Source organism: Myroides sp., from assembly GCF_032073645.1.
In the GTDB taxonomy this organism is placed as follows: Bacteria; Bacteroidota; Bacteroidia; order Flavobacteriales; family Flavobacteriaceae; genus Flavobacterium; species Flavobacterium odoratimimum.
In genome coordinates, this window is the sequence record NZ_DAMANB010000019.1 from 20,575 (window position 1) to 45,065 (window position 24,491).

The following is a 24,491-nucleotide window of genomic DNA, read 5'->3' on the forward strand; positions in this document are numbered from 1 at the left end:
CCTTATTTGCTTTGAGGTTCATCTAATAGTTCTGCTATAATCTCCTTATAGCTCTTCTCTTCTTTTGACTTAGCCTTCTTCGTTGTTTTCGCTAGCTCTTCTTTTAATCCTTTTTGTAGGCTATAACACATCACCAGAAGAATCACAGCAAAAGGCAGTCCTGTAATAATAACTGCTGTCTGTAAGGCATCCAATCCTCCACCCCATAGTAATACGATAGCAATAATCCCTTGTGCAAAAGACCAAAAGACTCTCTGCCACACAGGAGACTCTCCATTACTACCTGAGGTAATATTATCTACAACTAATGAACCTGAATCAGAAGAGGTAATAAAGAAAGAGAAAATCAGAATAATCGCTACAATAGAAAGGAACTTAGTAAAAGGGAAGTTCTCTAAGAATACAAATAATGCAGTAGACACATCAGCTTTAACGGCTGCTATCATCGTTACATCACCTGATAAAATAGTGTGTAAAGCACTACCCCCAAAAACGTTCATCCATAATAAGGTAATCAACCCTGGTACAATCAATACCCCTAGTATAAACTCCTTCACTGTACGTCCTTTAGAAATACGAGCAATAAAACTTCCTACAAAAGGAGACCATGCAATCCACCAAGCCCAATAGAATATAGTCCAGACATTCTGCCATCCAGAACCTAAGTAAGTATCATTCCATGTACTTATATCAATAAAATTAGCCAAGTACGCTCCAGTATTCTCTACATACCCTTTCATAATAAATAGAGTCGGCCCAAGAATAAAGATTAGCAACATAAAACTTGCCGCTATATACATATTAGCATTACTAAGTATCTTAACCCCTTTGTCTAATCCTGAGAAAACAGAAATAGTAGCAATCCCGATTACAAACAAGATAATCCCAGCTTGCATCATAGGGCTTATCTCCCATCCATATAGATACTCTAGTCCAGCTGTAATCTGTATCACCCCAAGACCTAAAGATGTCGATAATCCAAATACTGTAGCTAAAGCGGATAATATATCGATTACGTGTCCCCACCAGCCATGTATTCTCTCTCCCCAGAATGGGTAAAAAAGAGATCTAAAGGTCATAGGTAACTTCCTATTAAACCCAAAAAAAGCTAAAGCTAAACCAACCATCGCATAAATACCCCAAGCGTGTAATCCCCAGTGCAAACTGGTAAACTCCATCGCTTGTACAGCAGCTTCTATATCAGAATCTACCGGTCTAGGAGTATTAAAGAAATGAGATACAGGCTCAGCAATACTAAAGAACATAATACCAATCCCCATACCTGTACTAAATAACATAGCAAACCAAGACGCCTTAGTAAACTCTGGCTCTGCATCATCACCACCTAATCGTATCTTACCGAACTTACTAAAAGCAAGGTAGATGGCAAATATTAAAATAATATTCACTGTGACTACAAAGAACCAACCGAAGTTAGAAGTTACTGCTAATTGGGCAGCTGGAAACCATACTCCTACTTTTTCTGGAAAAAGCACACAAGTAAGGATTAATGCTACTATTAATAATATTGAAGTTATAAAGACAGGTGGATTAATAACCAATTGTCTATTATCAAGTAATTTTTTAAACATGAGTTATACTATTTAAATTAATAATGATAACCCAGTACTTTAAAGATAAAAAAGGATCATTTTTCAGTAATCGAAAAATAATAAAAGCAAAAAGATAATAGTTTTTACTCAGTCGTTTTATAAGTGTTATAGGTAAATAGTGTTCTCTTAAAAACGATCCTAATAAAAAGGGACTTTTTTCTGTATTCGAAAAAAGATAAAAGCAAAATATATAGTGTATTCTTACTTAGTAGTATAGCCTGAATGACTCTTATCATGTCATTCTTCATCGGTTATACATTCCCAATAAAAAGCACTGAATTGTATTCTAGTGTTGATTAAAAAAGGCGGTCAACTCTTTTGCAACCGCCTTTTATTATAATTTTAATTATCCTAAGAAAGGATATTTATAATCAGTTGCAGGAACGAAAGTTTCTTTAATCGTTCTTGGTGATACCCAACGAAGTAGGTTAAGGATAGAACCCGCTTTATCATTAGTACCAGAAGCTCTAGCCCCACCGAATGGTTGTTGTCCTACTACAGCACCTGTTGGTTTATCATTGATATAGAAGTTACCAGCACAGTTTACTAATGCTTCTGTAGCCTCTACGATAGCATAACGACATCCAGAGAAGATAGCTCCTGTTAATGCATAGATAGAAGTCTCATCCACTAATTTTAATGTTTCAGACCATTTAGCATCTTCGTATACATAGATAGTTAATACAGGACCGAATAGTTCTGTTTCCATCGTTGCATACTTAGGATTAGTAGTTAAGATAACTGTTGGTTCGATAAAGTAACCAATAGATTTATCATATTTACCTCCTAAGATAACTTCTGCGTCAGCATCAGCTTTTGCTTGATCGATAGCTTTCGCTAATTTGTCAAATGAAGCTTCTGTAATCACAGATGACACATAGTTACTTGGATCTTCTGGAGAACCCATTTTGATAGTAGCTAGATCAGCAGTCATATACTCTTTCACTTGATTCCATAATGAAGCTGGAATATAAGCTCTAGATGCTGCAGAACATTTTTGTCCTTGGTATTCAAAAGCACCTCTTGTAAGAGCTACTGCTACCTCTTTAGGACAAGCTGATGGATGAGCTACAACGAAATCCTTACCACCTGTCTCTCCTACGATACGTGGGTAAGTTTTGTATTTATCGATGTTTTGACCGATTTGAGCCCACATACTGTTAAATACTCCTGTAGATCCTGTGAAGTGGATACCAGCGAAGTCAGGACTTGCTAATAACGTATCAGTGATCATTCCAGAGTTACCATATACTACGTTGATAACACCATCAGGTAAACCTGCAGCTTTAAACACCTCTACGATTACTCTAGCAGAGTAGATTTGAGTTGCAGCTGGTTTCCATACCACTACATTCCCCATCATAGCAGGAGCAGAAGGTAAGTTACCAGAGATAGCTGTAAAGTTAAAAGGAGTGATCGCATAGATAAATCCTTCTAATGGACGGTGCTCTAATCTGTTCCATACTCCATCTACAGAAGCTGGTTGCTCAGAATAGATTTGAGTCATATACTCTACGTTGAAACGTAAGAAGTCGATAAACTCACATGCAGAGTCGATCTCAGCTTGGTGCAATGTTTTTGCTTGAGCGATCATCGTAGCAGCATTGATTTTAGCACGGTAAGGACCAGCTAATAATTCAGCAGCTTTTAAGAAGATAGATGCTCTGTGTTCCCATGGCATTGCAGCCCATTTTTTTCTAGCCTCTAAAGCTGTAGCAATAGCTTTCTCTACTAACGCTTTATCAGCTTCGTGGTAAACACCTAATTTATGTTTGTGATCAAATGGAGGGAACAAATCTTTTGTATTTCCTGTTCTGATTTCTTCTCCACCAATGTATAATGGAATATCAACAGTTGTGTTGTATTGCTCTTTGAACGAGTTCAAAGTCAATTCTCTTTCTTTTGTTCCTGGTGCATAAGACTTAACTGGCTCATTGAACGCAGTTGGAACTTGATAGAATCCTTTTGACATATTACGCGTATTATTTATATAATTTCTAAATGAATAAGCACAAATATAACGAAAAAAAATGAAACCACTTTTCTCTAAAGCCCTAAAAACATCTCCTTAACGATTTCAAAACATTGACTATCAATAGTATTTTTGCCTCACTACATTCTTCTAACTACCTGTTATACTTAACTCTGAATACAAACCTATGTGCGATTAATAATTAGTTTTTACAATCACATCAGAAGTAAATCAAAATATTTTAATATAAATGAATCACAACCCATTAATATTCTTTAGAAAAAATAAAAAGCAAGTACCAAATCTATTTCAATTCAGCATGTATTGATCCACCACAGATAATTTTGTACTGATTTGCTAGGGGATTGCTTGCAGGTTTCTTGCACCTTTCTTCGAGAAAAACGCCTTCTGGGCAAGGAAAGCCCAAGAAAACTCCTAGGAACCCCCTAAGAAGTGCAAGGAAAGAGTTATTATCTCATTCATAAATAGCAATCGAGATCAACACTCCTACATTAGTTTAAAAATTTCAACAGCTACTTATGCTTTAGCCCATATATGCATATTGATATCGCGTTAAAACAATACCATAAGACTCTTATAGAATAAGATATTAAAACAACTAAATCACTTCCATATCCTATTCACTACTTTTTACTGTTACCTTACCTCCTTTAACTTATAAAAAAACCACCTTTATGCAGTTGCATAAAGGTGGTCTAAGCATTTTATTTTTAGTACACTAGCACTCTATAAGAGTGTGTTCTTTATTATTTCTAATTCAATACGAAAGGGGCTACTAGCTTAAAGTTTGGGATTTCTACATTAAAATAAGTTTGGTTCGCTAGATTAAGTACCTCATAGAATCCCTGCATAGCTCCCATAGATGAATTTAAGACACATCCACTACTATATGTATATTTGGTACCAGGCTCTATGATAGGTTGCTCACCTACTACACCCTCTCCTTTTACTATCTGTACACTATTCAGCGCATCATATATCTCCCATAGTCGTCCTTTCACCTGGATATAATCAGTAGAGTTATTTTCAATTGTTATTTTATATGAAAAAGCATAGCATATCTTTTTTGATTTAAAAAAATTGCCTTCATATTCAGTATTTACAGATATTTTTATTCCCTTCGTCGTTTGTGAAATCATCTTTTCCATCTTAATAATTTACTATAAAAAACACATTGAATTCTTCGTTTTATCACAGTGTCTAATACACTATGTTCTCTGCACTTGCCTCACCTATACCAATTACTCTATCGTGTAAATCATTATTACCACGATAATAAACTAAAACTTGGTAGCGATTCGTTGTCATTGCATAGTTCCCATCTGGTGCAATGCTTGGATCAACAACACCATTTCGAACTGCTGTATAACTAAAATTAGTAAAACCTTGTTTCACTAAAATGATTTGTTCATAATATCCCTTCTCTTCGTTATACGTCATTTTGTTAGCAGGTACTAAGGCATAATCATTAAATAATCCTGTCACATAATAATCTATTCCTTTCTGTACATCCTCCTCTGGACGATAACTGAAATATACCCAACTATACTCCGCTTCTATATTCGGGTTTCTCCCATTGATATTTCTAGGATAGAAACTTCCATTAATATCAGGAAAATAGGTATATCCTTTACTTTTTCGGCTCTCGTTTGTATACAGATACGTGTTATAAATACCATTATCCGTAGTTACAGAACCGATCATATTATTCACTTGCTTAATATCACTATTGTCAAAGTTTAAGAACTGATTCCCTGCCCAGAATTGAGTCTCATTCTCGTACTTATAGATAAGGTCATTACCCATCGTGTACTGAGGCTTAATATTCGTCAGATAAGAGTCCCATCTCCCATTCTGAAAGATCGCTATCTTTATATTCTGAACTGGATTCTGGTATAACGCATCTCCTAATAACACACTAAACTCTACATTCTGTTTCGTCTCTATGACATCCAGGTTTCTAGTACGCTTAATCTGAATCGGTACATTGACCAAGCTCTCATATAAGACGAACTTCCTTCTAATTACTACTTCGTCGTCTTCATTATAAATTTCCAATACATAATTACCACTCTTCAATATTCTATAACGTTGAGCAGGAAGCGTCAATCGATAGTTCGTATAATTCTGCAAAGTATTAAACGAGTTTTCATACGTCATAATACGCTGTCTATCTAATCCATCTATATACTCGATCTGTTTTAATTTCGATGGAGTCCAGTCATAGTTATAAGCCTTAACTCGATAGAAATAATTACTATCATCTCCATATAAGTCATCAAAAGCAAGCGTAAACTGATCCCCTATTTGAAAGAACGGCGTTACAGCTCTATTATTACTCATAAACCCTACTGACTTAATATAATCAGCAGTATAGTTCTGTGGAGATTGTGCCAATACGCACCCTACCCAAAGAAAAAAAAGAATAATAGACCAAACCTTATTTCGCATAATGACCATTTTAAACTAAACCGTTACTTCGTGCAAAAAAGATACAATATTTTCGTTTAAAAATATCATACTTTTCAATTTAAAGTCAGCAATATCAAATCTTTCTTGTTCATACTGTAAATGATCAGGTATGGCTACCACAGTCATCCCTGCATTTTTACCAGCTGTAGCTCCTGTGAACGAGTCCTCTACTACTAGACACTCTCTAGGCTCACTCCCTAGGTTATGAGCTGCTCTTAAATACACATCTGGTGCAGGCTTACCGTGTTCTACATGATCTACAGAAACTATGGTTTGGAAGTAATCACGAATACCTAATCTCTTTAAAACAGTATTAATCAAAGATTCTGGAGAATTAGTAGCAAGACCTATCTTCACTTTTCTCTCTTTTAGAAAATTCAATGTCTGAATTACCCCTTCTTTTATTTCTCCTTCTGTACTAATTAATTCATCGACTCTATCAATCACCATTTGCTCCACCTCCTCAATACTCTTTCCTTCCCATGGAAACAGGCTATACCACAGCTCGGTCACTGCTCTAGTCGTTTTGCCTTGTGTTTGGATCGCAATCTCTTCATCCCAAGTAGCCCCCATAGAAGTAAACACCTCTTGTTCTGCTTGTTGCCAAAAGCCCTCTGAGTCTATTAAAACTCCATCCATATCAAAAAGTACAGTAGTAATCAATGTATTCTTCATAATCTTTCTAAATAAATACGAAGATACACAATAGGATATAGATAGGGTAGCCCTTATAAGGATACTTTAACTAATTCTCTAATCGAGCAATTAAATATTATGATTACTCTACTTAAAACAAACTGGGATAATCTCACCCTCTGCTAGACAGTATTTAGTTACTTCCTCTGAAGTAAGTTTATGAATAAAGTCTTCTTCTACTACAGTGAAGCCGATAGCTCTTAACTTATCAAAATAATCACGTCCGTATACACGTACATGATCGTATTGACCAAAGATAAGTGTGCGCTCTTTAGGATCTGTTATAGTATCATCCTGAAAAGTAGTTTCTCTAGACATATCTTGTGGGATTTGGAAGATTCCCATACCTCCAGGCTTAAGAATGCGATACAGTTCCTGCATGGCTTTCGTATCATCTGGAATATGTTCTAAGACATGATTACACAAAATCATATCAAAACTATTATCCTCAAAAGGTAAGTTACAAATATCCGCCTTCACATCTGCCAAAGGAGATTCTAGATCGGTAGTTATATAATCTAAATTAGGTTGTTTTTTAAAGCGTTTATAAAACGCCTGCTCAGGTGCGAAGTGCAATACTTTTTTAGGAGTACTAAAGAAGTCGGTCTCGCGCTGAAGATAAAGCCATAATAGGCGGTGTCTCTCTAGTGAAAGTGTACTAGGAGAAAGGACATTATTGCGTTGCTTCGCATATCCATAAGGCAAGAAAGTCTTGAAACTTTTACCATCAATAGGATCTGTATACACATCCCCTTTTAGGTACCATGCCATCATAGGTCGAACAACGTAACTCAACCGAATTAATATCGGTCGAGGCACAATGTTCAATATTGTTTTGAATAACTTCTTCATTAATAGAAATGAGTAATTACAGAACTAATGGTTTAGCTCTAAACTCATCTTCTTCATTGCTAGTGATACCTAATGCTTGATAGATATATTGGTAAGTAGATAACAATTCTGGTTTACCATTTACTAATGCTACATCGTGTTCGAAGTGAGCAGAAGGTTTTCCGTCACGAGTCACGATAGTCCATCCGTCATTCAGTTGTTTGATATTACGAGTACCTAAGTTAATCATAGGCTCGATAGCTACCACCATACCTTCTACGAACTTCTTACCTTTACCAGGCTTACCGTAGTTAGGCATTTCTGGAGATTCGTGCATCTTACGTCCTAGTCCATGACCTACTAGCTCACGTACTACCGTATACCCTTCTTTCTCACAGTAGCGTTGGATAGCACTACCTACATCTTCTACTCTATTTCCTAATTTGAATTCTCTAATACCTACGTAAAGAGATTCTTTTGTAATCTGTAATAACTTTTTAGTAGCTGGATCTACATCACCTATCTCGAATGTATAAGCGTGATCTCCATAAAATCCATTCATCACTGTTCCACAGTCCACAGATACAATATCTCCTTCTTCTAAAGGACGATCTGTAGGTAATCCGTGTACAATCTGATCATTCACACTTGTCAACAAGGTAGAAGGACAACCATAAAGGCCTTTAAATCCTGGTACTGCTCCGTGATCTCTAATAAATTCTTCAGCTTTTGCATCAAGCTCTAAAGTCGTTACTCCTGGTTTTAGCTCTGTAGCTATCATACCTAATGTTTTAGAAACAAGCAATGCGCTTTGTCTCATCAACTCGATTTCTTCAAGAGTTTTTGGAATTATCATACCTTAAAATTTTATATCCTACAAAATTACACTATTACAGTTAATGAAAAAAATGATTAGCCACACTTTTTACTTGCCTTATAAAGACTAATGCTTTACTTTTAAGGAAACATTTGTCTAAATACACAAAATTACACACAAAATGAATTACACAACAGCACAAGAAGCAGCTAAGCTGATCAAGTCAGGTGACAGAGTTTATGTACACGCAGTAGCTTGTACACCTAATCACATCATTGATGCTATTGTAGAAAGATCGTCCGAATTAAGAAATGTAGAGTTCTGTCACATACATACTTTAGGCAAAGCCCCTTATGCTGATCCAAAATATAGAGAAAGTTTCTTTGTGAATTCTTTCTTTACTGGTGGTAACGTTAGACACACTATACGAGAAGGTAATGGTACTTATACTCCCGTATTCCTAAGTGAGCTACCGATGCTGTTTGACAGTGGTCTTGTTCCCTTAGACGTGGCATTAATACAAGTTTCTCCTCCTGATGAGAACGGCTTTTGTACGTTAGGAACTTCTGTAGTTGCTGCACAAGCGGCTATTCGCACTGCCAAGATAGTTATAGCACAGGTCAATAAATTCATGCCTCGCACTTTTGGAGATGCGCTAGTACACATCTCTAAGATTAATACATTAGTACAGCATGATACACCACTTCTGACAGAATACAGTTCTGACTTTAGTGAGGTAGAAGATAAAATAGGACAATACATTGCTTCTATGATAGAAGATGGTAGTACCTTACAGATGGGGATTGGTTCTATACCTGATGCCGTTCTTCAAAAACTGAAAGGGCATAAGAACCTAGGATTACACACAGAAATGTTTGCAGATGGTGTTGTTGATTTAATTGAAGCAGGAGCCTTAAACTGTTCTCAACAAACTACTTCTAATGGCAAAGCTATCTCTACTTTCTTTATCGGAACGGAGAGGCTATATAACTATGTAGACAACAATCCATTCTTTGAACTTAGAGAATGTTCATATACGAACGATCCATTTGTGATTCGTCAGAATCCTAAGATGATAGCGATTAACTCTGCTGTAGAAATAGATGTTACAGGACAAATATGTGCAGATTCTATCGGAGCGAATATCTACTCTGGTGTAGGCGGACAAGTTGACTTTATGAGAGGTGCTACGCTAAGTAAAGGAGGAAAAGCTATCATAGCACTTTCTGCTACTACTAAAAAAGGAGGAAACAAAATAGTTCCATTCCTTAAGCAAGGAGCAGGAGTGGTAACGTCTCGTGCACATGCTCAATACATCGTTACAGAATATGGAGTAGCTGATCTAAGAGGTAAGTCTATTATAGATAGAGTACACGCTCTAGCGAATATTGCTCATCCAGATTTTAGAGAAGATATTCTAAGAGAATACTTTGACAATACTAGAAACAAATAACTGACATTTATAGATGTACGCTATTCTTAACCTACATTAAGCAATGGAAATCAGCCTATAACGTATCTTTGTAGTATTAAAATCATAAAGCTATGAACACAAAAATTATATACACAGCAGATAGTAGAGGATATGCTAACCACGGATGGCTAAAATCTCATCATACCTTTAGCTTTGCTAACTATCGAAACAACGAAAGAATACACTTCGGTGTGTTACGTGTACTTAACGATGATCACGTAGCTGCAGGTATGGGATTCGGTACGCATCCTCATGATAATATGGAGATTATATCTATTCCTTTATCAGGAAGTCTTTCACACAAAGATAGTATGGGTAATGGTACAATTATAAATGAAGGTGAAATACAAGTCATGAGTGCAGGGACAGGAGTTCAACACAGTGAGTTTAACCCTGATGAGCATAAAGAGAGTAAGTTCTTACAGATATGGGTATTCCCTGATAAACTAAATGTAAAACCACGTTATGATCAACTAAAATTAAACAAAGAAGATCGCCTGAATCAATGGGATCAAATCCTTTCTCCTAATCCTGACGATAAAGGAGTATGGATTCATCAGAATGCTTGGTTCCACATGGCTGATCTAGATCAAGGTAAAGAACTATCTTATGAATTAAAAGATAAGTCTAATGGTATCTTCTTATTTGTTCTAGAAGGAGATATTACTTTAGGTGAAGATACGCTACATAGAAGAGATGCTATTGGTTTTGATGGAGAAGATACTTTCACAATCAAAGCAAATGAGAAAAGCCAAATATTAGTTATGGAAATACCTATGGAACTACCTAGTTATTTACAATAAATATCAACAAAAAAGCTCGCTATCATCTAGCGAGCTTTTTTAATATCTATATTAACCGTTTTTAAGGTTTCTTACTTCCTCATCCGTTAAATGTCTCCATTTACCTCTTGGTAGATTCCATTTTGTCAACTGACCATACATCACACGGTCAAGTTTAATAACATTATATCCTAAAGATTCGAATATAGCACGTACTAACTTCACATTAGATGCTTTTAGCTTAATACCGATCTCTGTCTTAGGCTGATCATCTACATAAGATACTTCTTCTACGAATACACGACGCTCATCGATATAAACTCCTTTTTTAATCTTTTCTAGATCTTCATATTTAAGGTTCTTATCTAATGATACATGATATAATTTAGAAGAACGAGAATCAGTAGAGTTTAACTTCTGTAATAAGTTAGTATCATTCGTGAATAACATTAGACCAATAGTAGTCTTATCCATACGACCGACAGGAGCTAAAGGATATTTAGAAGCTCCTTTTAATAAGCTTAATACATTCTCAGCTGATACGATTGGCTCATTAATAGTAGCAAATCCTTTCGGTTTATTTAATAATACGTAAGTCAATTTTTCTGGAGTCAATACTGTTCCATCAAAATTAACGATATCCGTTTTCTTTACTTTATAACCTAACTCAGTAACTACTACTCCATTTACAGTCACATTTCCAGACACGATATAGATATCTGCCTCACGACGTGAACACACTCCAGAGTTACCGATATATTTATTCAGACGTACTTCGTCTGTTTCTTTAGGTGTGTTTTTTACTCTTGGTTTACTATCAAATTTCTTTGTAGTATTAGCACCATACGTTTTATTTCCTTCTTTATTATTGTCAAATGATCTTTTCTTGCTATCATTTCCCCCATAAGTCTTTTTAGCTCCATCCTTAGAACCAAAAGACTTCTTTCCCGCTGCATTTCTATTTCCTGAGCGATTCGATTTATTATTTCCTGAATTCGACCTACCGTTATTCATATCTAAAGATTTTTGCAAAGATAGTTTTATTCTATGCATTTATTAATATAACTCTAAAAGTTTACACAACTTTTAATACTATAAAGTTTCTTCTAGCAGTACTTTGCCACTAATTACCACATCCGGGTCTATTAGCATAATCGAGAATACTCCTAATAAAATCAACAGTTTTAAACTAACATGTAAACTGTGATACTGTTCTATTTCCTTTGATGTCCATAATCTGTATAAGAACATGATTAATACAATAATACTTAGATAGAAGTAATATACCATGTACCCAAGATTCTCTTTATTGACTAAAAAATAGATCGGTATCAGTGTCAATACTGTCACGACTGTGATTACCTCTTTCGCTACTCTATCTCCAAATCGAACAGGAATAGTCTGATAATCATTAGCGAAGTCTCCTTTAATATTCTCCATATCTTTTATCAACTCCCTGATCAGAATAACTAAATACAGAAAAGCTGCATGTATGAAGATAGAAGGATAGTAAAACCTGAAATGCATCAAGATACTAAAGAAAGGTAATATCGCTAATAAAGAAGCAGTAAGGTTACCTATAATAGGATACTTCTTAAGCTTATGAGAATAAAACCACAACAGAAATATATAAGCAGAAAAGAATGCTGACACATGCCAAGACACAGGAAATACAATCCCCACAGCCAAAAAATTCAGCGCAAAATAGACACGTAATTTTGTAGCTTGACTCACTAGTCGATCTAACATAGACTTAATCGGCCTATTGATTAAATCTTTTTCTGCATCATAAAAATTATTAATGATATACCCTCCTGCGATAGCTAAGGAAGATCCAAAGATAATTAGAAAGAGTTTCCAATCTAAAATTACGTCTAACGCCCTAAGTTCAGGTGCAAATATAAAGATAGACGCTAAGTACTGTGCTAGTACTATAATAAAAATATTATAACCTCTCACAACAGAGAACAAGCTGAATATTTTAGCTAAGAGTAGTTTATTTTTCCTAGATAACATTATCTCTTGTTTCAATTTTATATCGCTACTGCGAAAGGTTATAACATCTATTTTTTCATATCTGAATTAGAATTGATATACAACTTCTAATTTATAATCTTTTAAAGACTCTTTTGCCTTTTCGATATCAGCAGTAAATCCTAAGATATAACCACCTCCACCAGAGCCACATAATTTTAAATAGTAATCGTTAGTCTCGATTCCTTTTTGCCATACACTGTGGAATTGCTCTGGAATCATTGGCTTAAAGTGATTAAACACTACATTAGACAATAACTTCGTATTACTAAATAACGATTTCACGTCTCCTTTTAAGAAGTTCTCTACACAAGCATCTGTATATTTCACGAACTGATCTTTCAACATCTGACGGAAACCTTGATCTTTTAGGTTCTCCATAAAGATTGTAATCATCGGTGCAGTCTCTCCTACGATACCCGAATCTATTAAGAACACAGCTCCTTTTCCATCTACGCTTTGAGAAGGAATACCTGCTGGCTCGATATTATCTTTAGAATTGATTAGGATAGGCAGGCTTAAATAACTGTTTAGTGGATCTAACCCTGAACTCGTTCCATGGAAGAATGCTTCCATTTTTCCGAAGATTCCTTTTAATACTAAAAGTTTATCTTTAGTCAAGTTCTCTAGAACAGTAACTTTATCATAAGCATACTGATCATAAATAGCAGCTACTAATGCCCCACTACTTCCTACACCATATCCTTGTGGAATACTAGAATCAAAGTACAATCCTTGTTCTATCTCAGCGTTTAAACGCTCTAGATCAAACTGTACTAAAGTAGGTTCTTGCTCTTGCAAATCATGTAGATATGCTGCAAAGTTTTTTAAACTCTGATTAGACTTTAAAGATACTCCTTCTAGATTCTCTTCCATCTTTAATGCTCCCTTATAGAAATTATAAGGAATAGACAATCCTTTAGAGTCTTTAATAATCCCATATTCCCCAAAAAGAAGAATTTTTGAATAAAATAATGGTCCTTTCATAGCTGTTATTGTAAATTCACGTTGCAAAAATACACATAATATTCTCACACCGTCTTTTTTACTACTTTATTTTTATAAATATCTGTTTTTAAAGCCATAAACACAATGTCTACACCCATTTTGGCAACACTGTCCTTTCATTAAATGATACAATTCTGTGAACACAAAATACTCATTTTCCATGTAATAATGCACTCCTTCTTCCATCTCACTTCTGCGCTTAGGAAAAAGCTTCCCTTTTGAAGAAATAACCATTTCATCAAACTTAGACAAGCAATTATTACATAAACATTTATGAAAAGAGCCTGCTAAAAAGACACGTGTATCATTAGATATATTCACCTGAGTACAGTCACATTGTTTGATATCATCTGTATTACAAATTATCTCTGTCTTACAATGCGTACACACTCTATTATTTCCCATACTTCTATTACTTCATTGTTGCAAAATTATAGAACTGCATTTTTCCAGTACCTTCTATTTCTACATTATGTTCCACACGTTGACCATTTGCTCTCTCTAGTGTCATCTTGATTTGATTCTGACCTAACTGTAATGGTATTCTAGCATAGTTAACCTGTGCAGGTAATGTCTGCCAGTTACGCGTATCCGCTTTTTCAGAGAATAGATTAAACAACTGTATTCCTAAGCCGATAGCTTCTAATGCTGCATTCGGATCTCCATTTTTACCATTAGACTTCGCGACAGCTTTTACAGAATATTCAGCAGCTTTCTTCACTGCTACTCTAGTCAATATTTGCCCTAATTCTTTACCTGCGCGTTCTTTTAGTGTTAGTACGGCAAGCGCGTCTATATCTTCTGCTTTTTCGAATCTAGTATTTGAAGCTCCATTAGCCTGAATCTGAGCACTTGTATAAGGTGGTGGTTGTACGATATACTTAGGATAAGCGATATTCACACTGTGTATATCATTTAGGTTAGTCTTACCTGCAATACCAAAATCTAATGGAATCACAAAACCTAACGCATTTGTAAACACTAGACTACCACTGTCTCCTTTAGCTAATGTAAAGAACATATTCTCAGCCTCCTTAATAGGTGCACGTCCATTTTCCCAAAAGATAACTAATTCTCCTCCTGGAGCTTTAGCTTCTCTTGTGTACTTTAGATTAAACTGCTTCTCGAACTTTGTTAAGTCCCCTCCGAAGCCATTTGCATCAGCCATACGCATCACATCGTACTGCAGATTCTTAGGCATTGCTACACCATAATATGTACCATCCTTAGAACTCTGGTATACTTCTACGGCATTTCTATATGCAATAAAAGCATCGTTATAATTACCACTATACTCATAGATCAGTCCTTGCAGATTCAGAGAGAAAGCATCCTTAGAATAACGTGTTGCTTTATCCTTATACTTATCACCCTGAGAGTAGTTCTGTAAAGAAATACGTCTAGCCTCTACTATCGCATCATCTATTCTTCCCAGATGCATATAGTTAAGTGCTTTGTAGTAATGAAGCATAAAGATCTCAAACTCTTCTCCTTTATAATTTTGAGACATTGAGTTAAGGAATAATCCTACAGCGATATCCCCTGTAGTTGACAATCCGTCTTCTACTAGTAAATCTGCTTGGTTAAAATATTTATTACTAGACTCATAGTCTCCTTTTAGGTGTGCTACCCTCCCTTTCTCCATATAAAACAGCAATAGATTTCGAGGCTTTTGTAATAAAGCATTTTTATCTAATGCCTTTTCAGCTAGATCATATTCTGAGGCACCTACCTTCTGATAATAGTCTGTTATACGATCGTGATAGGTAGCACATCCAAACACGAAAAACATCACTGCAAAGAGCAATGATGTTTTTATAACAGAATATATGGCTCTACTTGAAACCATCTATTTTACTTTAAATTAGTTTTTTACGTACTTAGCGATTTTCTTTTCACCAATCCAAACCACTTCACTTGTTTGAATATTTGTCAACTCTAAGTTAACTTGGTAATAAACCACTTTTTTCTTTTTGTGAGAATCTACGATAGAATTGATAGAACCTTGTAACATAAAGTCAGCTCCTTGTTCTAAACCGAATTGTTTCATAGATGATGCTGATGCATTCGTTTGTTGATCTGCACGTTCACCACGTAATTCCTCACGTTTTTTACCACCTTGAACTAAACGTACTCTTTGAGAACGAATAAATGCTTGTTCCACATCTTTTACGAACGTCTCAGCTTCAATATGCTCATGGCTTTTATTATAAACCATACCTACAATAACCACAGGCTTCTCTCCTTTATTCTCTTCACGGAAGTTAAAGATCCATGGCTCTTCTAATATCTGCTGAGTCATTTGGTCAGCTACTTCTCTAGAGTCAGAGTTATTCCATCTTCCACTAATGTCGATAGTTTCTTCTGTACTTACTCTAGTTACTTGACGTCCACATGATGTAATAGCCAGTCCTGAAACAGCTAATATTGCAGCTAATGCTATACGTTTAATTTGCATAATCCTATTATTTGTTTTTCTTTATGTTTTTTTCCTAATTCTTAAATAGAGAACCACCAGTTACCAGTTCTAAAACCAATATTAGGTCTCCATGTATTCCAGTTATTCCATCCAGAGTAATATCTATTATAGTTACCATAATACCCATTGTCATAGCTATAGTAACTTCTACCATATTTAGCACGAGCCATGCGTTCTTCATGTCTCCATTGCTTTTTCTGAGCTTTGCGCTCCATCTTAGCCTCGTACCAATCGTACGCTTTATAAGTATCCTGTACAGTAGTACTTAAAGTCGCAGTCAGAGAATCTTTCTGTGCCATATACTTTACCATACTTACTCTATAATTCGGGTTTTGATCTGGTGCTAACTCTTGTGCATAAGTTGCTTGACTAAATAGTAAGCTACCTAGTGCTAAACCAAAAATTGTCATTAACTTTCTCATATCTTCAATATTTATATTAGTATATGCAATTAGCATACCGTAGTATAAAGTTACAAAAAATTATTTAATTATTTCTGAACCGAATCCAACTTTATCATCTATATACTGTTCATTCTGACAGAACTGCGCCAATTCTTGTCTTATAAATGTCTGTACAAAGTCTTTGTCCCCTTCTGGGTATAGAACGTGTACATTTGCCCCAGCATCAAGTGTAAAGCACACATTGATTGATGTTTTTTCTCTAAATGCCCAAATTTTCTCGATGATCTGAAGCGTATTTGGCTTCATTAAGATAAAATAAGGCATAGAAGTCATCATCATTGCGTGTAGAGTCAATGCTTCGCTTTCTACTAACGCTACAAACTCCGTTAAATTACCTTCTATTAATATTTTCTTCAATCGAGCTAGATTCTCATGAGCTTGTTCAAAGCGTTGCGCTGCATAAGGGTGATTGTGCATCAGATCATGTCCCACTGTGCTAGACACTTTCTTCTCTCCTTTATCCACTAGCAAGATAGTATCGCAATACCCCTTAAAGATAGGGTGTACCTCAAAAGGGAAATTCACTCCATATAAATCTGTACTTCCAGGTATATCGCGTTGTTCTCCCCATACTACTACACTACCTGCTATACTTCTACATGCACTACCTGAACCAAGACGAGCTAAGAAAGAAGCTTTCTGGTCAAAATAGTCTTCTGTCATATCCACATTCAACTTTCTTTCTAATGACATAATATTCACCGCCATCGCCGCCATACCAGACGCAGAAGAAGCTATCCCTGAACTATGAGGGAACGTATTTTTAGTATCTATCGTGAAGTGATAATACTCGATATAAGGACAGTATTTTAGAATTCTCTCAAAAAACTTCTGAATCTTCGGTTTAAACTCTTCTTTAGGCTGTCCTTCAAACAAAAGATTAAAGCTGATCCCTTTATCCGCTTTCGCACTATAGCTTAATGTCGTTTCTGTCTTACAATTGTTTAAAGTAAAACTCAAAGACGGGTTAGCAGGAATCTGATTCTCCTTTTTACCCCAATACTTAACTAAAGCGATATTACTAGGAGAGCTCCATGAGAATGTCCCCTCCTTTACTTGATTAACATCTATATCTTGGCTAAAAATAAAGTCTTCTATATTCATTGTTCATCGATTTCTAAACAACAAAAATAACATCTTTTATTAATAGCCCCTCTATTCTTTAAGAAACTTCTCTTTTTTTAGAACAACACTAAAATAAAAGAGCTAATGATTTACACCTATATCATTAGCTCTTTACTTATACTTAACTTCCTTTATCTATAAATCAAATTCATAATCAAAATGACCACAACGGCTATCCAATGAAACAAGATTGTATACCAGAACTTTTTCTTGCTAGGGTTTGCCATTTCTCGAATAGCCTGAATCACTCGATCTTTTATAATCTCGCGGATATTTAGCTTCGGATCGTTAAAAGGGATATCATCTACCTTCAGCTTTTTAAACCCATAAATCAACAATTTCTTCACCCATTTATTCTCACTCTGATTTTTAATATTATTGATAATCTGCATTTGTATTAAAGAGAAATCAAACCCTTTTTGCATCCAGTTTTGTTTATCAGACGTTGAGACATCACTAATGACTTTATCTAATGCTCTATCTATTAATGGATACAACAGACTCTCACCTTTGTCAGTCAATAATCTATTTGCTACTCTTTTAACAGCATGAGAACTCGCCATAGAAAAAACAAAGTAATTACTAATCGCTATAAGAGTCAATAAGATACTCTGGATAGGTGCAATCATAAAGACCACGAATATAGCCATTATACCTGCCGAACCACCCAAATTACCAGGTTGGTTATAAGGCCCATACATAAATAACAAAAGACCTATAGTAAAAGAAAACACTGCGCTTAATGATCCTACCGCATATACCTTAAAGAAACTACTCCCGCCTATAAAAGATAGTTTAGCTACATACTTTACTTTATCTAACATCGTAAAATATCGTTATCTTAAAAATGAAATAATCAAGATAACTATCCAATGGTAAGCGATTATCATCCAAAAGAATTGCTTATCAGGTGTCGCAAAATCTTTAATCACTTCGATCACTCTACTCTTTATCTCTGAACGAACATTAAACTTCGGATCGCCAAATGGAATATCATCTAACCTCAACTTAGAAAATCCTAACACAAGTAAATACCTCAACCATTTATTCGTAGTCTCTTCCTTAACAGTATTAATCGTTTGCAACTTTAACATTGAGTAATCAACTCCTCTCTGTAGCATATTCTGTCTCTCTGTCTCTCCTATTTTTCCCATCGTCTTATCCATCACTTTATCCATAATAGGGTCTAATAGCACCTCCGCTTTATCATCTAAGATACGTCTAGCCACCTTTCTGAAAGCATACTGTGTCGAAAAAGAAAAAACAAAATAAATACTAATCAACGTGATTAGTAGTAACACTGATAAATAAGGATAGTCAATAATAAAAGTTCTAAATGAACTATAACGGACTTCTCCTAATTTGTTTGTATAACTACCATTAGATAGCAAGACTATACCTATAATCAAACTCAACACTGCACTAAATACTCCAAACACAGCAATCTTTAAAAAACTAAACGCTCCATAACCAGAGATTTTTAGCCCATACTTTACATTATCTATCATATAATAGTTAATTTAATTACAAACAATAAAAATAAATAATTTTGTTAAATTAACTATTTAAACTTTTATTTTTAAACAATATAATCATACAATAAACACTCAAGTAATAATTAATCAGAAATAAAGATTATATCCTCCGAAAAACTTATTTTCAAACAGTAATCACCTCATATTCTGAATTTGGAATACTCGTCTCTAGACGATTCCCTCATCTTTTACTTAAGAAGCTACTCTAAATAAACAACATATCAACTCCTCAATCACATAGAGTTATCACACTATAGTACTTTAATTTATTATTCTACTCTCTATCACTATTCAAAGAACATAAAAAAACTCCTAAGCAATTATACTTAGGAGTTTATATTTAAACAAATAACAATAATCAATTAATATCACTTCACTCTTTAAATACTTCTTCAAATCCATCAAAATATTCTTGATAATAATATATACTACCATTTAATTTTGAAATTAGACTTAAAAACTCTGTATCCATATAATAGGATGGTATACTGTGATAATTAATATCTGCTAATATATCTATCCTTGTGGTCAAATCATTATCATAAATATAATTACCAAGTACTTTGATCTTTCTTCCAAAATATTCTTTAAACAATACTACTAACGGTTCTAATTTTAATGTCGCTATAAAATCAAATTCATACTGCCACTGAGCATTTCCATATCTTGACCCTTTATATAAACTTATCCTACTACTTTCATATATGGCTGTATTAGGTACTAATCCAATCACCTTAGACAAATAATCACAATCTATTTTATCTCCATAAAAGGTCACTCTCAACTTTAAACAAGTAGGATATTCTTCTTGTTTTAATATTAAGAAATAATTATGCTTACCATCTTCACTTCCTAATTCATAAGCTAACTTAAAATATGCTTTAGCTCTTTCTCTATTATTCTTTATAGTATCACTATTTTCTATTATACTTGCTAAATTAGTATAGGCATCAGCGCAACCTAAAAGACCAGACTTTAAATAGAAATACATTCTACGAAAATTATCAAAATAAGGATTAGGATCTCCGAACTGATTAATATCTTCGTAGCATTGTGCTAAGTAATAATACTCCTCCCCAAAGTTTAAACCAATAGCTCTCTTTCTACAATCACTTATTACTTTCTCCATAATACAACTTATAATTAGACCTTGCTAATTTGCTTTTAAGACGAATTGCCTTTAGAAACAGCTCTTTAGCTTCTTCCTCTCTTCCATTTTCATAATACATCAAGGCTAGATTATTACAAGCATCTCCTATATTTGCGTCACAGGCTTTATTATACCAATACTCACATTTAGCAGAATCATAATGAGGGTTTAAACCAAAGAAATAACGTGTATCATAATGGAGTCCTAACTCATACTGAGCCAATGGATAACCGAGATACGCAGACTTCCTAATTAAACTAATATAAACATTATACCATTTAATCATCTGACTAAAATCTAAATAATCAGTTTCGTCACTATATGTTACGTTATGAGCTTTTAATAACTCATCATACGCTTTTACTGATTGTTGATAAAATCTCTCTCCTTTCATAGTATTACTTTTTTACTCCTTCTCTCGCTTCTTCTAGTCTCCTTAAAAAGTTTGCATAATTCTCTTCTGCTATTTCACAACCTAATGCAATGGCTCTTTCATACAATATCTTTGTTAAATCAATATTTCCATCTTCTCTTTCCATAATAGCGAGATTATTACAAGCAGTGCCATCTCCTCCCTTACACGCCCTAGTATACCAGTATTTTGTCTTTTCTTTATTATAATCAGGATTTACTCCAAAACAATTCAACTCGCTATAATAATCAGCTAATTCACATTGCGCTTCTGCATGCCCTACGTACGCAGCCCTTTTAATTAAATCGTAATATTCTCTATACTGCTTTATTTTTAGTATATCATCTACCCCTTCAGATTCAAAATGTAACTTGTGAAGTATCATAGATGCTTTCTTAAATAATCTCTCGCCTTTCATATTACTTTCCTCTTTTTTTATTCCACCATTCCCAAAAACCTTCTGGTGCTTTTTTTGGTTTCCACTCACTATCTTTATTTGGTTTAAACAAAGTCTTACCAGGATTCTTAGGATCTGGTTTGTATTTCTTAAACTCATTGTTAGTTCCCGAAGCTTTTGCTGCCCATCCTTTTTCACCCTTTCCATGGCTCTTCCCTCTACTACCTCCAAAGGCAGCTCCCATTGGTTTAAAATCATAAGGGCTATCATTATTTGTAAACAGACTAGTAAATGCCTCTTTAATACCTAATAAATCAAATGCTCCTCCAATAGAAGTTGCTTGCCCAGTTGCCAATTTAACTCTACGAATACCATATTCATCTACTGGAACTGACGATGCTGCACCTACAGGCTCGAAACTATTTCTAACAGAAATACTACTCACTATATTTCCATCGTCATCATAAAGATAATCTGTTACATCACTCTACTTTTTTACATAATTACTTCCAGACCATCTAAACAAGTGATCTTAATTTTATTGTCTACTACATCCCAAGATTCAAATATTTCGGGTAAATCTATTTGATCAATGATTTTAAAATTTTGCATCTCTATTATTAAAATTTGAAGTTCTGTTATAACGAAAAGGAAATTATTGAATATTTGAGTATCATAAAAGAAATAATTAAGCTTAACGAAATCAATAACAACGTTTTCAATCATATTAATAACAATAAATTCAAGATCTATTCCTATCGTACAATATTGATTATTTATAATCTTTATTACAGGTACAACAATATCACTTCCCCATGCAAATTTGTATGCCACATTATTAATTAGAATTGTAGCAAAAACTCTATCAGTCATTTTTTCTTCAAAGAGATTTTTTACTTTAAGCTCTTGATATTTTTCTTTAGTAATCCGTTCTACACTTGATACCATAATTATTGTTTAAATATTTTTGGAATAATTGTGACAACCGATGGCTGACTCATCATATTTCCATCTTTATAAAAAAAGCCTACATCAGTGATAAAAGAGCAATAAACTTTTCACTTTCAATTAGTAAAAAAGTATTACTTGTATACACCCTAACTAAACTCCAACCGTTTCTTATTCCAAAATAGTCAGTAATATCATCTACAGACAACAATATATTGTATATAATATTATTCTGTTATAATCAGCTTACAATTAACTCCAATTCTCTCAGCTTCATTAAAAAACTCTTGTGCTAAGTCCATATCATCTACTTCTATAATTACCTTTTCTCCATCTAAAAGAGAATCAACATTGCCTTTAGCCTCAGACAATGACTTTCCAAGCATACTCATTTGAATTTTGCTTAAAGAAACTTTCTCTAATCCCTCTCTCCAACTATCTAAAACAATTTTGGCCGTAATATTTCCTACTTTAATTATCATTGCAGAAATACTAATAACTTAAGTAATTCTAACGTTAACATCATTATATTAAACAACTATACTTATAAATCTTTATTTAAGGTACATAGCATTTTTTCCTTTCTGTTACAGAGGTCTAATTTCTTCTAATTCATTTGGATTAATCTTATAAATCTCCTGACATATATCCTCTTCTTTAAGGTTTAATTTATCTCTAAGCGTTTCTTCAAAATCATGAATAAACCGAACATATTCTCTCAGATATTTCTTTATATCATTCATAACTAATTTATTGTATGTAGTCTCTTATCACTTTATCCATTCTTTATCCCCACTAACACTTCAACGATTGCCTCATTCTTAAGAACTTTATTCCCTAATAACAATCTTTAGCTATACCTCTTTATTAAAAAGGAATTCCATACTCTACCTCCAAATATAACAGGTAGTAAAAATCCTTCTTTCACTAATTCTTTTAGTTTTTCATTCAGTTTATCATCATCAATATCAACATGATAATAACTATCAATAAAATCTTTAAGCGCAAATGACGTAAAATTATAGGTTAAATCATCAATATAGTGTACGAAGTCAAAGTCACATCTTACATCTCCCTTTTGAATAAAACATCCAGCTCCATGATAATGGTATTCATATCCATCAATGTTACCATGTTTATAATTTTTAGTACCATTTGAGTTAATATTAATCTTATAAATCTCCTGATATATATCCTCTTCTTTAAGGCTTAATTTATCTCTAAGCGTTTCTTCAAAATCATGAATAAACCGAACATACTCACTCAGATATTTCTTTATATCATTCATAATTAATTTATTATACATAACCTTTTATCTTTCTTGCCTAATGCTAAGCATTACTTCTCGTTGAATAATTATTACATTATCACTAATCAGTAGTTCACTTCACTACAGTATCGTCATGCTCACTAAATATTTTATCTACATTCTCTTTACTGTTCAAATCCCAATACCACCATTTATTAGGATTATTTTTCTCTAATAAAAAACGTCTTTGGTAAGCGACTTTAAACAACTCTAGAAAAAGAATAAAAACATTTACTAATTCATAATCTGGCAAATTAATTATATTCCTGAGGCTATACTCTTTTACATCTTTGCGAAGCATCACACATGGAGTACAAGTCTCTTTAAGCCCACTATTTTTAATCACAGCATCCACATCTGTAATTAAAGGTTTAGATTGTTGTATTAAAAAAACGAGGTCCTCTAAAAAAAGCCTCTTACTATCTTCTTTATTAAACAGCTCTGTAACGACTTCTACCCCAATTATAGATTGTCCATACCTATTTACTATTACTTCCTTCTCTTTATTCATTATTTCTTCTAGCTTTTATTACTATACAACGTCGATTAATATCTCCTCCTTTCTCCGAAAACATCTATCTTTCTAAGAATTCTATCAGTTGCAATTTTTGCTCCTACAAAAAAGGATTCTTAACCTTACTAATCAACGGAAGTATTATATACCTAGTTGAAAGTAAACTGTTTTTGTATTTAAAATTACTTGTACAGCGTAATAAAGTTAACTATTATTCTCTCAACTCTCTATCACTATTCAAACACCATAAAAAAACTCCTAAGCAATTATGCTTAGGAGTTAAATTTCACATCCCTAAATAAAAACCACACCACCTCCCTAGCCTTAATCACAACTTGACAGGATACTGCTCTCATAGTGATCGCATTAAAAATAGCCTTTATTATGTGAGCACTATCCCATAACTATGCGACCACTATGCGATAGTTCAAAATAAAC

At 34.1% G+C, this 24,491-nt stretch carries 28 protein-coding genes; 2 read left to right on the plus strand and 26 right to left on the minus strand.

The annotated features are described in order from the left end of the window. Positions 1–2 precede the first annotated feature (2 nt). The 7 genes from RT228_RS13550 to map all read right to left on the minus strand — a co-directional run bounded on the left by RT228_RS13550 (position 3) and on the right by map (position 8,461). Positions 3–1,592, minus strand: coding sequence for a BCCT family transporter (locus tag RT228_RS13550; protein ID WP_058699229.1), 1,590 nt, complete (start codon positions 1,590–1,592; stop codon positions 3–5). A 367-nt stretch (positions 1,593–1,959) separates the two neighbouring features. Further along, on the minus strand, positions 1,960–3,585 hold the full coding sequence (gene pruA, locus RT228_RS13555; protein ID WP_006266256.1) for an L-glutamate gamma-semialdehyde dehydrogenase: 1,626 nt from the start codon (positions 3,583–3,585) through the stop codon (positions 1,960–1,962). Between the two features lie 773 nt (positions 3,586–4,358). After that, positions 4,359–4,754, minus strand: coding sequence for a Co2+/Mg2+ efflux protein ApaG (apaG, locus tag RT228_RS13560; RefSeq protein ID WP_006262728.1), 396 nt, complete (start codon positions 4,752–4,754; stop codon positions 4,359–4,361). Positions 4,755–4,806: 52 nt separating this feature from the next. Then, complete coding sequence (locus RT228_RS13565) at positions 4,807–6,057, minus strand: DUF5103 domain-containing protein (RefSeq protein WP_006266255.1); 1,251 nt, start codon at positions 6,055–6,057, stop codon at positions 4,807–4,809. 15 nt (positions 6,058–6,072) lie between these two features. Continuing rightward, positions 6,073–6,753 carry a hexitol phosphatase HxpB gene (gene hxpB / locus RT228_RS13570; protein WP_016650118.1) on the minus strand — a complete coding sequence of 227 codons (681 nt, stop codon included), beginning with the start codon at positions 6,751–6,753 and terminating at the stop codon, positions 6,073–6,075. A gap of 108 nt (positions 6,754–6,861) precedes the next feature. Beyond that, positions 6,862–7,626, minus strand: coding sequence for a class I SAM-dependent methyltransferase (locus RT228_RS13575; RefSeq protein WP_006257484.1), 765 nt, complete (start codon positions 7,624–7,626; stop codon positions 6,862–6,864). A gap of 16 nt (positions 7,627–7,642) precedes the next feature. Then, the gene (gene map, locus RT228_RS13580; protein ID WP_006257485.1) at positions 7,643–8,461 is read right to left on the minus strand and encodes a type I methionyl aminopeptidase; all 819 of its coding nucleotides are present in this window, start codon (positions 8,459–8,461) and stop codon (positions 7,643–7,645) included. A 142-nt stretch (positions 8,462–8,603) separates the two neighbouring features. Between map and RT228_RS13585 the strand changes: the two genes are divergently transcribed. Both RT228_RS13585 and RT228_RS13590 read left to right on the plus strand, forming a co-directional pair. Then, on the plus strand, positions 8,604–9,875 hold the full coding sequence (locus tag RT228_RS13585) for an acetyl-CoA hydrolase/transferase family protein (protein ID WP_006262726.1): 1,272 nt from the start codon (positions 8,604–8,606) through the stop codon (positions 9,873–9,875). A 92-nt stretch (positions 9,876–9,967) separates the two neighbouring features. Beyond that, positions 9,968–10,699 (plus strand): pirin family protein, encoded by a 732-nt coding sequence (locus tag RT228_RS13590; RefSeq protein ID WP_006262725.1) that lies wholly within the window; start codon positions 9,968–9,970, stop codon positions 10,697–10,699. A gap of 51 nt (positions 10,700–10,750) precedes the next feature. Here the strand turns inward: RT228_RS13590 and RT228_RS13595 are convergent, their stop codons facing one another. From RT228_RS13595 to RT228_RS13685, 19 genes are all read right to left on the minus strand, one after another. Next, positions 10,751–11,692, minus strand: coding sequence for a pseudouridine synthase (locus RT228_RS13595; RefSeq protein ID WP_006257488.1), 942 nt, complete (start codon positions 11,690–11,692; stop codon positions 10,751–10,753). A 78-nt stretch (positions 11,693–11,770) separates the two neighbouring features. Next, complete coding sequence (locus RT228_RS13600; protein WP_006262724.1) at positions 11,771–12,694, minus strand: geranylgeranylglycerol-phosphate geranylgeranyltransferase; 924 nt, start codon at positions 12,692–12,694, stop codon at positions 11,771–11,773. 66 nt (positions 12,695–12,760) lie between these two features. Beyond that, positions 12,761–13,699: a mevalonate kinase gene (locus RT228_RS13605; RefSeq protein WP_025125731.1), complete on the minus strand. Its 939-nt coding sequence runs from the start codon at positions 13,697–13,699 to the stop codon at positions 12,761–12,763. 72 nt (positions 13,700–13,771) lie between these two features. Continuing rightward, entirely contained in the window at positions 13,772–14,125 is a 354-nt protein-coding gene (locus RT228_RS13610; protein ID WP_006262723.1) for a cysteine-rich CWC family protein, read from the minus strand. A gap of 7 nt (positions 14,126–14,132) precedes the next feature. Then, positions 14,133–15,569 (minus strand): COG3014 family protein, encoded by a 1,437-nt coding sequence (locus RT228_RS13615; protein ID WP_006260535.1) that lies wholly within the window; start codon positions 15,567–15,569, stop codon positions 14,133–14,135. A gap of 15 nt (positions 15,570–15,584) precedes the next feature. Beyond that, entirely contained in the window at positions 15,585–16,178 is a 594-nt protein-coding gene (locus tag RT228_RS13620) for a penicillin-binding protein activator LpoB (protein ID WP_006257495.1), read from the minus strand. Positions 16,179–16,219: 41 nt separating this feature from the next. Next, positions 16,220–16,621 carry a hypothetical protein gene (locus tag RT228_RS13625; protein WP_225581570.1) on the minus strand — a complete coding sequence of 134 codons (402 nt, stop codon included), beginning with the start codon at positions 16,619–16,621 and terminating at the stop codon, positions 16,220–16,222. Positions 16,622–16,681: 60 nt separating this feature from the next. Further along, positions 16,682–17,767 (minus strand): diphosphomevalonate/mevalonate 3,5-bisphosphate decarboxylase family protein, encoded by a 1,086-nt coding sequence (locus RT228_RS13630; RefSeq protein ID WP_006262722.1) that lies wholly within the window; start codon positions 17,765–17,767, stop codon positions 16,682–16,684. 152 nt (positions 17,768–17,919) lie between these two features. After that, a complete protein-coding gene (locus tag RT228_RS13635) occupies positions 17,920–18,612 on the minus strand; it encodes a hypothetical protein (protein WP_006262721.1) in 693 nt (230 codons plus the stop codon). 12 nt (positions 18,613–18,624) lie between these two features. Continuing rightward, entirely contained in the window at positions 18,625–19,296 is a 672-nt protein-coding gene (locus RT228_RS13640; RefSeq protein ID WP_006262720.1) for a hypothetical protein, read from the minus strand. A gap of 400 nt (positions 19,297–19,696) precedes the next feature. After that, positions 19,697–20,452 (minus strand): hypothetical protein, encoded by a 756-nt coding sequence (locus tag RT228_RS13645; protein ID WP_313138702.1) that lies wholly within the window; start codon positions 20,450–20,452, stop codon positions 19,697–19,699. Continuing rightward, positions 20,433–20,867: a tetratricopeptide repeat protein gene (locus RT228_RS13650; RefSeq protein WP_006262718.1), complete on the minus strand. Its 435-nt coding sequence runs from the start codon at positions 20,865–20,867 to the stop codon at positions 20,433–20,435. The genes RT228_RS13645 and RT228_RS13650 overlap by 20 nt, the downstream gene beginning before the upstream one ends. Positions 20,868–20,871: 4 nt before the next feature. After that, positions 20,872–21,303, minus strand: a complete 432-nt coding sequence (locus RT228_RS13655) for a hypothetical protein (RefSeq protein ID WP_313138703.1) — start codon at positions 21,301–21,303, stop codon at positions 20,872–20,874. A gap of 1 nt (position 21,304) precedes the next feature. Continuing rightward, positions 21,305–21,727 carry a hypothetical protein gene (locus RT228_RS13660; protein WP_006262716.1) on the minus strand — a complete coding sequence of 141 codons (423 nt, stop codon included), beginning with the start codon at positions 21,725–21,727 and terminating at the stop codon, positions 21,305–21,307. A gap of 50 nt (positions 21,728–21,777) precedes the next feature. Next, positions 21,778–22,230, minus strand: a complete 453-nt coding sequence (locus RT228_RS13665) for a hypothetical protein (protein ID WP_006262715.1) — start codon at positions 22,228–22,230, stop codon at positions 21,778–21,780. 227 nt (positions 22,231–22,457) lie between these two features. Further along, positions 22,458–22,712 (minus strand): hypothetical protein, encoded by a 255-nt coding sequence (locus tag RT228_RS13670; RefSeq protein WP_006262714.1) that lies wholly within the window; start codon positions 22,710–22,712, stop codon positions 22,458–22,460. Positions 22,713–22,817: 105 nt separating this feature from the next. Then, positions 22,818–22,973 carry a hypothetical protein gene (locus RT228_RS13675; RefSeq protein WP_006262713.1) on the minus strand — a complete coding sequence of 52 codons (156 nt, stop codon included), beginning with the start codon at positions 22,971–22,973 and terminating at the stop codon, positions 22,818–22,820. A gap of 107 nt (positions 22,974–23,080) precedes the next feature. Further along, positions 23,081–23,518, minus strand: coding sequence for a DUF6896 domain-containing protein (locus RT228_RS13680; protein WP_172461563.1), 438 nt, complete (start codon positions 23,516–23,518; stop codon positions 23,081–23,083). Between the two features lie 94 nt (positions 23,519–23,612). Beyond that, positions 23,613–24,050: a DUF5958 family protein gene (locus RT228_RS13685; RefSeq protein WP_313138704.1), complete on the minus strand. Its 438-nt coding sequence runs from the start codon at positions 24,048–24,050 to the stop codon at positions 23,613–23,615. Positions 24,051–24,491 lie beyond the last annotated feature (441 nt).